The organism is Candidatus Binataceae bacterium (assembly GCA_035294265.1).
Classification (GTDB): Bacteria; Desulfobacterota; Binatia; order Binatales; family Binataceae; genus DATGLK01.
On record DATGLK010000010.1, the window covers coordinates 239504 to 250689 of the forward strand.

Below are 11186 nucleotides of genomic sequence, written 5' to 3' on the forward strand. Positions count from 1 at the left end.
TCGTGAGAGGCTTGAGCGTCCGATGTTCCGGGATGGTAAGCGGCAGCCTCGCGGGATCGCTGGGATGGCGCAGACGAATGTGGGCTCCCGCGTTGGCGCACTACCAGGTAGCCCAGGCGCTCGAAAGCTCGGACGGCTTCCAGGCCTGAGACGATCGGCTTGTCACTCACTCAGCCGTCACCACGACCGTGCCGACGAGCACCCCGGACGGATCGGGAATGGGTTCGCCTCTCTCGCGCATCTCTTTGAGGCAGAGCTCGATCGCCTCTCGGATGTTCGCCATCGCCTCGGTCACTGTTTCGCCCTGGCTGTAGCAACCCGACAGCGCCGGGCAAACGGCCACGTAGCCCCCGGTTTCGTCCGGTTCCAGAAACACCTTGAAGTCATAAATGCGCATCGCAATGGTGACAAATGAAAGTCTTCGGCTGGATCGCGTTGATTGTTGGTCTACTCGGCTGCATTTGGGCTGGGTTTGTTGGAAGCATCACTGCGGGTGAGGAAAACAGCGGCGCGAACGCGATCGGCATCGCAATCGCGGCGCTCGGTGGTGTTTATGCTGGCGTGAAGCTGATTCAGGAATCTCGTTCAAATTAGATTAGAGCGATGATATACTTGACCGGACCCAGCGTCCCGCGAACATTCCAGGAAGCGATTGTTTATTTCAGCGATTTCGAGAACTGCCAGAAGTTCATGGCCAAGATTCGCTGGCCTGACGGTAAGGTGAAATGCCCTTACTGCCAGTCCGAAAAGGTTACCTATCTGCCGAGCGGCAACGTCTGGCGCTGCGCAGAGAAGCACCCGCGCCGCAAGTTCTCGCTCAAGGTTGGAACGGTTTTCGAGGATTCGTCTATCGGCTCGGACAGGTGGTTCTGCGCAATGTGGCTGGTGGTGAACTGTAAGAACGGCGTCAGTTCGTACGAGAGCGCCCGCGACCTTAAAGTGACCCAAAAGACCGCTTGGTTCATGGACCATCGCATCCGCCTCGCCATGCAAAGCGGAACATTTGAGAAAGTGTCAGGGGAGTGTGAAGTAGACGAGTCTTTTTATCGGCGGCCTCGCCCGAAACATGCACAAGAACAAGAAGGAAAAAATCACGAGCACGGGCGGGGCCGGTAAAGCAGTTGGCCTGCACCCCAACCTAGGGCCATCTGACCGGCAAGGAAGCCGAGCCCCGATTGCCCCTTTTATAGCCCACGACAGGGACGCGGGAAGCGTGGTAAACTTAACATAGAGCACAAAGCGCACAAAGCCCGAAGATTTATCGTCGTTCGAGCGGCTCAAACGCTTCGCCCGTGCAGTTGTTCCTGTTCCCAAGGCCGAAATAGATAGACAAGAAACGAAATACCGGCAGATAAGAGCAAGAAAGCCCAAAACCCATCGAAAAGGTGAACCCACGTAAGAAAACCGTCGGTTTTCTCCGGGTTTTTTCTGTTGGCGTGCTGCCCGTTTGGGTTTGTAGCTGCTGTTGACATATTCTCCCAGCATATGAAGTTCGGGTTCTTCAGCGCGGATCAGGTTTGCCAGCTAGCTAAAATCTCTGGTAGCCAACTCCGCTATTGGAGGCGGACTGGGGTCTTTCAGCCTCAAACGTCCGAAGGGGCCGGTGCATTCAGGTACTTCTATTCATTTCGCGATGTCGTAGGACTGCGCACCATCAGCATTCTACGCAACAAATATGGGGTTGGATTGGACAGCCTTCGCCTGATTGAGCGGAAGCTCAAAGATACGGACGGCGCAGACTGGTCTAGCGTGGCGTTTTACGTGGGCGAAGATCATGGAATCTATTTTGTCGATCCCGAGACCAAAGATACCGTTGCGATGAAGCCAATGGGCCAACGGCCACTATTTAAAGTGCGTGCGATTGCGCGTCAGATCGAAAATAACTTGGCGCGAATGGGCCGGAGAACTAGGTCCATCGGCAAGATCGACCAATCCCGGTTTATAATGAGAAATGCTCATGTCATTGCCGGAACGCGGATACCGACATCCGCAGTTTGGGAGTATCACAAGGCGGGATATAGCAAAGCTAAAATTATAGAGCAGTTTCCGCGCTTGACAATAAAGGACGTTGAAGCCGCCATTCAGTGGGAAAACTTAAGGGTCAAGAAGAAGGCAACAGGCTGAGTTCACGCCTCCACACCCTTGCCGATGCGCCTTTTGATCGACGAGTGTGTGCCGAAGGACGTTAGCGAGTTCCTTTCTGCACAAAAACACGAAGTCCTCTACGTCGTCGAGGAATTAGCGCCAAAGAGTCCCGATCCTGTTGTCGTACAGTTTGCGGATCATCATCGGCTGATATGCGTAACCTGGAACCGGCGGCACTTTCGTAGCCTAATTTCCCGAAGACCTCACAATAATAATCTTCGCTTTCGATATGCTGGAATGATCGCCTTTGAATGTTCCGAGCCGCGTGGCCGAGAACGGATAACTAGATGTCACAATCTGATCGTGTTTGCGCACGACCAAAGACAGCACGAGCAAGACAAAAGGCTCATAGTCGACGTCACCGAGGAGTGGCTAAAAATCTGGTAACCGCATCGGTTAACCGCATGTGCCTGTCACGTTACCCGGCAATCTAGCACGCCTGTCCGGTCAAGTATATTAAGACAACCACCCGGCGGCGGGAGCCGATGCGCTACTCGCCGCGATAGGGCTGAGCGGGCGGTCAAGGCGGTCTTGGACGCCTGGTTTCACGAAGTCCGGCGAGCAGGATGGCGAAACTCAGCCGAGGTGAGGCAGAGCTATGCGACTGCGAGCATCGTCTCCGACCGCGCGGTGTTCAACATCAAGGGGAACGATTACCGGTTGGTGACGGCAATCGACTACGCGCGTCAGATCGTGTTCATCAAGTGGGTCAGGACGCACCGGGACTACGACGGGATTGACGCGAGGACGTTTCGGTATGGAGATTAAGACGATTCGGAATGAAGCTGACCACGAGGCAGCGCTTCGTGAGATCCAACGCCTATGGGGCGCCAAAGAAGGAACTCCGGAAGGAGATCGCCTCGATGTGCTGACGACGCTGGTCGAGGCTTACGAAGATAAGCATTTCTCGATGGACGCACCCGATCCGATCGAGGCGATCAAGTTCCGGCTTGAGCAGCAGGGGCTGGATCATCGGGCGCTCGTGGGCGTGGTCGGCGGTCGCAGTCGCGTTTATGAAGTGATGCACCGCATGCGAGGTCTTTCGCTTGAGATGATTCGGCGGCTCAACGAGCGCTTCGGCATTCCAGCCGAGGTGCTCATCCGCCCGATTCGAGCGCCGCGGCGCCGTGGCGCCGCGTAGAGGCCCGGCTGGTCCATGCGCCTTCGGTAGTCGGCCGTAGCGTCCTGCTCGGGCGATCGATCTCGCCGCTTGCGCAAATATCGGCGATTATGGGCGACATGGCACGTTCCAATCCATCTTGAGACTGGCTCCGAGCGCGCGCGCCGTTCTTGCCAGCGTCTTCAGCGTCAGATTGTTCAGCTCCCTGGATTCGATCTGGGCGATCATTGGCTGGCTTACGCCCGACCGCTGGGCGAGCGCCGCCTGGGTGAGCCGCGACGCTTGCGCAATCTGGCGATCTTTTGCTCGATGAGAATCTGAGCCAATTCATCTTCGGCCTCGCGCCGAAGTCCAAGCTCATCGACCTTTCTTTCGAGCAGTTCCAGCCCTGGATTTTTGGCCCGATCCGCCATCGGGCAAGAATAAGGCATGCTTTGCCGGCTTTACAACCGCGGAGCGGGATCGTTGAGCCGCGCACAGAGGAAGGCCCCGCGGACGGAATCGCGGGGCCTTTGCGAGTCAACTTGGAGAAGAGCGGCGCCGGGCGCCGACTCTCTACTCGCCGCGATAGGGCGTGGGAGCGGCGGCGGGTCCCCGCGGCGGCGCCATCATCAGCGGTCCGCCCATCCTCGAACCGCTCATCGGCGGCATGCTGGTCTTGGTGTAGTCGCTGGGAATCTCGAAAGTGCTGGCGGGCAAATCACGCATGTCGATAGCGGTGGTGATCATGGTGCTCTTGGCCGGCGGACGACCCGCCATTTGCTGCGCCATCGCTTGCGCCTGCTGAGGATTGAGCCCCAGCATCGAGAAGTTGGTAATCTTGGTCGTGGTGACCATGGTCAGTGGAATGCCGTCGGGATGCGACATGGTGGCCACCGAGCTTGCCCTGAGCCGGCGCGAGAGCGCGCGGCTGAAGGCGTCGTACTCGCTGGCGCCAGGAGCCTTGGGAGCAAAACAGCCGCTTACCGTGTACTCGCCCATCGCCGAAGAGCCAGCGCCCTTGTATTCATAACAGCGGTAGCCCGCGATGGTTTTGCTCACGCCGGTCTTCTTAAGATTGGGCGCCATACCGTTGACACTTTGCATCGCGGCCGCCATGCGCTTGGGCGGAAACGGCATCTGCAGATAGGTCTTATGGTCGGGGTCAAGCAAGGTCATGGTGTTGTTGGTGAGATTGATCAGGATGACTTGACGATTCATCACGGTCTTTTGCATCTTGCCCTGAATCATCAAGGTACGTTGGCTGGTGTGATGGCCATTGATGGCGTCGGTGACCGTCTGCTGGGTGATAACCACTCCGGCCCAGCTTAGAGTGACCCACCCCAACGTCAAAATGGCAGTGATCAGTAAAAGCAAGCGCTTCATTGAGTGCTCCTTGAGATCGAAGTTTACTCGGCTGACTCGGCCAAGGGCGCCCGCGCGGCGATTTCCCCCAGCTCGGCCGGTGCCTGCCGCTCGCCCCATCGGTAAAGGCCAAAGATGGTCAACCCCGCCAGGACCCAGAACAACTCTTTTATCCGGCGCAGCAGCCCAACTGCAAAGCCAATGCTTGGGGGATAACCCAGCAGCCCTAAAATCAGGGCCTTACCTCCCTCCTGGCTGACCAGCTTGGCCGGAATCATAAACGTCGCCCGCTCGATCAAAATACCCAAAGCCTCCGTCAGGAGAACCACCTCTAGGGTGCGAGGCTGATGGAGAAAACCCAGCAATAGGTAGATTTCCAGCGGACCCAGGCTCCAGGCTGCCAGATAACACAGGCACGAGGCCAACAGCCGCGGCTTATGTCGCTGGTAAAACTCCGCCAGCAAGCGATCGGCAACCTCCGAGGAGCGGGCGATCGCGTCGGTGGCGATGGCAGCCAAGTCCAGTTTGGCAGCCACCTTCCAAAGACGGGAGAAAGGCCTGTTGACCTGGATCAGGTAGAAACCTACCGCCAATGTCACGGTCAGACTCAAACCGCCCACCAACGGCCAGAACAACTTGTGGACGGTGGCGGCAAGCCGCGCCGATAGCATAAGAGCGCCCAGCACAAATCCGATCTGACCCACCGCCTCGGCGAGCGCGGCTACTACCACGCTGGCCAAACCCGCGGCCAAGGCCAGGCGGCGACGAACCATCAAGGCCATCACGAATTGCCCGCCCAGTTGGGCAGAGGGAGTAGTGTAGTCGATCGCCTCGCCCGCGATACGGGCGGCGAACAGATGGGCAAAGTCCAGCTCCGCCGGACATTGGGTGACAGCGATGCGCCAACCCAGGGTATTGGCAATGCGCGCAAGCGCTTCCAGCGCAATGGTCAGAAGCAATCCCAGACCTACCACGCGCACGTATTGGGCGACGGTGTGAAGTCCTAGGCACTTGAGCAGCCAGATGTAGAAGGCGAAGCCGAGGACAACGAGCAGCGTCTCAAGGCGGCGCATCAGTGGAGAGCTGTCAGGGAGAAATTGGAATTTTGCATAACTGTGGAAGGCTCATTGTCGCAGCCAGCCGGGCCGCCCGCAAGTAACGCGAGCGCCTTCAGCGCCCTGTTGGCGCCCGCGCACTGGTCGAGTCACAAATAAGGATGCAATTAAATCTTAAAGCGGATATGAATTATATCGCCGTCCTGCATCACGTATTCCTTGCCCTCCAGGCGCAACTTGCCAGCCGCGCGCGCCCCAGCTTCCGAACCGTGAGCGATAAAATCGGCATAACCGATTACCTCAGCGCGGATGAATCCACGCGCGATGTCGCTATGGATTCTACCTGCCGCCTCCAGCGCACTGGAGCCGGCGCGCAGCGACCAGGCGTGGGCTTCGGGAGGGCCCGCGGTGTAGAAGGTGATCAGTCCCAGGCGCGCGAACAGCGCGGCGATCAGGCGATCGCGGGCGGGCGCCGACAAGCCCGCCTCGCGCAATAATTCGCCTCTGGCGTCTTCAGCCAACTCCCATAGTTCCGCCTCAAAAGCAGCCGCTATCGGCAGTGCCTCCAAGCCATGGCTGGCAAACAGCTCGACTTCGGCAGGCGCCAGGCCGGTGACGCTAACCTCCGGGTCCTCATTGAGGGCAACCAGAGCGGGCTTTTGGGACAGGAAACAAAAATGCGATAGAACGCGCTCTTCCTGGGGCTGCAATTGCAGGCAGCGCAGGGGTCGACCTTGTTCCAACTGAGTTAGGGCCAACTGCAGCGCGGCGCGCTCGATCTCGTCAACCACGCGTTCCTTGCGCAGCCGCTCCAAACGTCGTTCCACCTGTTCCAGATCGGCAAATATCAGTTCGCTTTCCAACGCCTCCAGAGCGGTTAGAAGACTGACCGCGCTGCCACTGAAGCGAGGAATTACAAACAGGATCGCGTCGAGATCGCGCATCAGGGGAATCAATGTGGAATCCAGCGCAGCCCCGGGTTTTTCTTCCTTGATGCCCGGTGCGAAGTCGATCACGGTCAGTTCGACCGAGACTTTCTTGGGGGCGCGGTAGATCCGCTCCAGCTCGTCCAGCCTGGGGTCGGGAACCTTTATCTGCCCCGGCCTGGCCCGATTTTTCGGTCCTGCGCCGCTTTGCGGCTCCAGCCCGGTCAGGGCATGGAACACGGTCGATTTGCCACTGCCGCGAGCACCAATAATTCCGGCTTTCACTTTTCCCAGGGTAAGCTATGAACGCTGTTGGGACAAATTTCGTCAACTACACGTTAGGAACGGAGTGATGGTCAGATTCGCGAGCAGTCCGCGTCTACAGTCGCATCGGCATGACAACGTAGCGAAAGCTGGCATCATCGGCAGGACTCAACACCCCGGGCGAGACTTCGTCACTGACCGCTAGTTCCAATTCGTCGGCGGGCGGGATTACGCCCAGCGCCTGCATCAGGTAGGAGGCGTTGAAGCCGACGCTGAACTCGTCGCCGCTGAAATCCACGTCGATGGTCTCGCTGGCTTCGCCCAGTTCGGGGCTGGTCGAGGAAACCGTAAGCATGCCGCGGCTGAGCGCTATGCGGATGCCGTGGTACCGCTCGCTGGAGAAGATGGCGGCACGCTTGATAGCGGCCAGAAAAGCTTCGCGCGCAACCCGTACCAGGTATTTGGAAGAGCTGGGAATCACCCCCCGGTAATCGGGAAACTCGCCTTCCACCAGGCGCATCGAGACCTCGGTCTGCTCGTGGCGCAGCCAAGCAAGCTGACTCTCCAAGGTTAGGCTGACTTCAGCATCGCCCGCTTGGTCGAGCAGACGTCTGAGTTCGCCCAGTCCCTTGCGGGGCAAAATCGCGCCCTTGGTCAAGCTGAATCCCACGCAGGGACGATCCACCAACGCCAGACGATGGCCGTCGGTGGCCACCATTCTAACTTCTCCTTCCTTGCCTTCGATAAAAACCCCGCTCAGGTTGTAGCGGGTCTCGTCGGGACTGACTGCAAAGATGGTCTGATCGATCATCGCCGACAGCGCGCTGGCCGCGATTTTCAAAGTCGCGGTCGAGCCTGCTCCCCGGTTGGGTTGTTCTGCCACGCTGGGCATCGCGGGAAAACTGCGGGGATCCAGACTCATCATTTTGAAGCGGGCACGGCCGCATTTGATTTCGACCCAATCGCCCTCCAATGATTTGATTGCGATCTCGTTGGCCTCGGTCTCGCGCACGATCTCGAACAGCTTGCGCGCGTTGAGGGTGATAACTCCCGGCTTGAGGTTTTTACACGCGAGTTGGGAGCGCAATCCAACTTCCAGGTCGGTTGCCATTAGAGACAACAGCGCGGCTTTCCCTTCGAGCAGAACATTGCTCAAGATGGGGACGGTATTGCGCCGCTCGACAATTCCCTGGGCCAAGCCCAGACCGCTCAGGAGAACGCTTCGCTCGATGCTCAGTTCCATATCTATTTCTTCTTAGATCTTGATCTTAAAATAAATTCAGTAAGACCAGTAGCGCTTGTTGATTTGTGGATAACGGCCGATAACCCTTGCCCATCGGCGCCAAGTAGCTGTCGCCATGCTGTGTAGGAGACGACCGCACTATCGCGGCAGTCAAGCGTAAAGCTTGGCACCCGGGTGAATCCAAGCGGTCGTCCACAGCCGTACCGATTTTACCCACAGCCGTGTCCACAATCAGGCTGCGTCGGAACGTACGCTCTTGAGGTCGCGTTCGATTTTCTCGATCGAATGGCGAAAACCCGAATCATTGGTGACTCGGCGTGCGATCAAGTTATAGGCGTGAATAACGGTGGAGTGGTCACGTCCGAAGCGTTCGCCGATGGTAGGAAAGGAGCTATCGGTCAACTTGCGGCATAAATACATCGCGACCTGGCGGCAGAAGGCGATGTGTTGGGTGCGTTTCTTGGATTTCAGGTCAGTCAGGCGGATATGGAAGAATTCCGAGACTCGCTGCTGAATCAGATCGATGTCCAGTTTGGTTTCCTGATCGCGGATTAAATCGCGCAGCGCCTGGCGCGCGAATTCCACACTGAGGGCGCATTTGTTGAGCGAGGCAAAGGCGGCCAGACGAGTCAGGCAGCCTTCGAGCTCGCGCACGTTGGAGGAGACATTCTGGGCGACGTAGAGCGCCACCTCGGGCAACAGATGGAGGTTTTCCTGAGCGGCTTTTTTCTGCAGGATGGCGACCCGCGTTTCCAGGTCGGGCGGTGCGATGTCGGCAATTAGGCCGGACTCAAAGCGGTTGCGCAAGCGCTCTTCCAAGCCAGCGATATCCTTGGGCGCCTTGTCCGAAGTGAGGACGATCTGATGCCGCTCGGCGTGCAGTGAATTGAAGGTGTGAAAAAATTCCTCCTGGGTGCGCTCGCGGCCGGCCAAAAACTGGACGTCGTCCAGGATCAGAGCGTCCACTCGCCGCATCTTGTCCTTGAATTCGCTCATCCGATCGCGGCGCAACGAGCTGATCAACTCGTTCATGAAGATTTCGGCGGGCAAAAACAAGACCCGCCGCCGCCCTTCGCTTTGCAAGCTGTGGCCCACTGCGGTGGCCAGGTGGGTTTTGCCCAGGCCGACACCACCGTAGATGAAGAGTGGATTATATTTTTCGCCCGGTTGGAGAACCACGGCCTGAGCCGCGGCGTGAGCAAACTGGTTGCTAGAGCCGACCACAAATTCGGCGAAAGTAAGGCGCGGATTCAACTGAGAACGGCGATTGGCCATCACCGGGGCCGGCGCGGGAGCGTTGAGCACGGCGTGAGATGTGCTGCGGACCGGTGGCGGCTGGCCATTTTGGCTCACCACCACGCTTACTTTAAGTGCGCGATCGCTTTCGGCGTTGAGGGTACGGAGAATTTCCTCCAGATGGCGGTCGCAGACCCAATCGCGAAAAAATTTGTTGGGGGCCTGCAATTGCAAGGTGCTGTCCTGAATTCCCATGTATACCAGCGGGTCGATCCAGGTCTCGAATACCACCGCACCCAAGCGCTCGCGCAAGCGCTCGCTGACCCGTTGCCACATGCCGTCCATCAGTTCCTCCGGCCATTTTCAAGCCCGCCACAAACCAGGTGGGCGCGGCAACTTACGCACAGAGTTATCCACAACTGTGCATAACCTGATTTTGTCATTGTCCGGACCACATTTTGATTCTGCACAAGATGTCGATCGTGCAAACCTGCCCGGGGAGCCGCGCTCCCGCTTTGACTTGCGCGTCAGGCAAGCCGTGCTAGTGACAGTCCAAAGTGTTGGAAACCACGGCGCATCCATCGATACGCTGCAGCCAAAAACCGCATGGGCTTCAGCGGCGAAGCTGAATTGATAGGCCGTTTGCAAGGGCTGCGCAAGCGCATCAGCTAAGATTTTTGGAAAGTGCGCGGGATTAGTGTAAAAAAAGAGCACGAACGCGATGGACCAGTATCCTGGCGGCCGGGCGCTCTAAAGCGAAAATGAAAAACAGCTTGGGCGCCAGGCACTTTGGATGCTTCATCGTGAGATCGCCGCGGTCTGGACTGGCTTTTTGAACACCATGAAACAGGCTCTCTCGCAAGCCCTCTTCGCGCGCGCGCGCCGCCATTTGCCCGGCGGGGTGAATTCGCCCGTGCGCGCCTTCAAAGCGGTCGATGCGACTCCTAGGTTTATCACCCAGGGCGCCGGTGCCTACGTGTGGGACGAGGACGGTAACCGCCTAATCGATTACGTCGGCGCTTTCGGGCCGACAATCGTCGGGCATGCCCACCCGCGTGTCGTTGGTGCGATCGCGCAACAGGCCGCGCGCGGGTTAAGCTTCGGCGCCTCGACTCTGGCCGAGGTCCTGCTCGCTGAGGAGATCTGCGCGCTGGTGCCGGCGGCTGGCAAGCTGCGCCTGGTCAGCTCCGGGACCGAAGCTGGCATGACCGCGTTGCGGCTGGCCCGCGCGGCCACCGGCCGGGCGCGGATCATCAAGTTCGACGGTTGCTACCATGGCCATAGCGACGCGCTGCTGGCGCGCGCGGGGTCGGGCCCGATGACCTTGAGCGTGCCCGACAGCCGCGGCGTTCCCGTGGAACTGGCTGCGTTGACTTCGATCGCCACCTACAACGATCTTTCTTCGGTTCAGCGTCTCTTGGAGCGGCATGGTGGCGAAGTGGCGGCGATCATTGTCGAGCCGGTGGCCGCCAACATGGGGGTGGTGGCGCCTCAGCCCGGTTTTCTGGCCGGCTTGAGCGACTTGGCTCACCGCCACGGCGCTTTGCTGATCTGTGACGAAGTCATCACCGGCTTTCGCCTACGCCTGGGTACTTGTCACGAGCTTTACGGCGGCGCTCCGGACCTTATCATGCTGGGCAAGATCATCGGCGGAGGAAATCCCATTGGCGCCGTCGCCGGCCCGGCCGAAATCATGGATTTGCTGGCGCCCGAGGGGCCGGTGTACCAGGCCGGCACGCTATCGGGCAGCCTGCTATCGGTAAGAGCCGGTTTGGAAACCCTCGCGCTGCTCAAGCAACCCGGCGCTTATGAGCGATTGGAGCGAATGGGTGAGCAATTGGAAGCCGGCTTGC

Annotated in this window: 11 protein-coding genes; 5 read left to right on the top strand and 6 right to left on the bottom strand. The window is 58.7% G+C overall.

The genetic code is table 11. The features are described from left to right. Nucleotides 1-166: 166 nt before the first annotated feature. The gene (locus tag VKV28_02155; protein HLH75587.1) at nucleotides 167-397 is read right to left on the bottom strand and encodes a type II toxin-antitoxin system HicB family antitoxin; all 231 of its coding nucleotides are present in this window, start codon (nucleotides 395-397) and stop codon (nucleotides 167-169) included. 14 nt (nucleotides 398-411) lie between these two features. Between VKV28_02155 and VKV28_02160 the strand changes: the two genes are divergently transcribed. From VKV28_02160 to VKV28_02175, 4 genes are all read left to right on the top strand, one after another. Then, nucleotides 412-594 (top strand): hypothetical protein, encoded by a 183-nt coding sequence (locus VKV28_02160; protein HLH75588.1) that lies wholly within the window; start codon nucleotides 412-414, stop codon nucleotides 592-594. Nucleotides 595-603: 9 nt separating this feature from the next. Then, nucleotides 604-1116 carry a transposase gene (locus tag VKV28_02165; protein HLH75589.1) on the top strand — a complete coding sequence of 171 codons (513 nt, stop codon included), beginning with the start codon at nucleotides 604-606 and terminating at the stop codon, nucleotides 1114-1116. Between the two features lie 369 nt (nucleotides 1117-1485). Beyond that, a complete protein-coding gene (locus tag VKV28_02170) occupies nucleotides 1486-2124 on the top strand; it encodes a DUF433 domain-containing protein (GenBank protein ID HLH75590.1) in 639 nt (212 codons plus the stop codon). An 886-nt stretch (nucleotides 2125-3010) separates the two neighbouring features. Next, nucleotides 3011-3286, top strand: a complete 276-nt coding sequence (locus tag VKV28_02175; GenBank protein ID HLH75591.1) for a hypothetical protein — start codon at nucleotides 3011-3013, stop codon at nucleotides 3284-3286. Between the two features lie 534 nt (nucleotides 3287-3820). On the opposite strand, the gene VKV28_02180 is transcribed toward VKV28_02175, so the two are convergent. From VKV28_02180 to dnaA, 5 genes are all read right to left on the bottom strand, one after another. Further along, nucleotides 3821-4630 (bottom strand): DUF4412 domain-containing protein, encoded by an 810-nt coding sequence (locus tag VKV28_02180; GenBank protein HLH75592.1) that lies wholly within the window; start codon nucleotides 4628-4630, stop codon nucleotides 3821-3823. Nucleotides 4631-4653: 23 nt separating this feature from the next. Further along, entirely contained in the window at nucleotides 4654-5682 is a 1029-nt protein-coding gene (locus tag VKV28_02185) for a lysylphosphatidylglycerol synthase transmembrane domain-containing protein (protein ID HLH75593.1), read from the bottom strand. A gap of 149 nt (nucleotides 5683-5831) precedes the next feature. After that, nucleotides 5832-6875: a DUF933 domain-containing protein gene (locus tag VKV28_02190; protein HLH75594.1), complete on the bottom strand. Its 1044-nt coding sequence runs from the start codon at nucleotides 6873-6875 to the stop codon at nucleotides 5832-5834. A 94-nt stretch (nucleotides 6876-6969) separates the two neighbouring features. Continuing rightward, entirely contained in the window at nucleotides 6970-8097 is a 1128-nt protein-coding gene (dnaN, locus tag VKV28_02195) for a DNA polymerase III subunit beta (protein ID HLH75595.1), read from the bottom strand. A gap of 231 nt (nucleotides 8098-8328) precedes the next feature. Continuing rightward, entirely contained in the window at nucleotides 8329-9678 is a 1350-nt protein-coding gene (gene dnaA / locus VKV28_02200; protein HLH75596.1) for a chromosomal replication initiator protein DnaA, read from the bottom strand. Between the two features lie 448 nt (nucleotides 9679-10126). Between dnaA and VKV28_02205 the strand changes: the two genes are divergently transcribed. Next, nucleotides 10127-11186, top strand: a 1060-nt coding sequence (locus VKV28_02205) for a glutamate-1-semialdehyde 2,1-aminomutase (protein HLH75597.1), incomplete at its 3' end; no start/stop codon positions are given.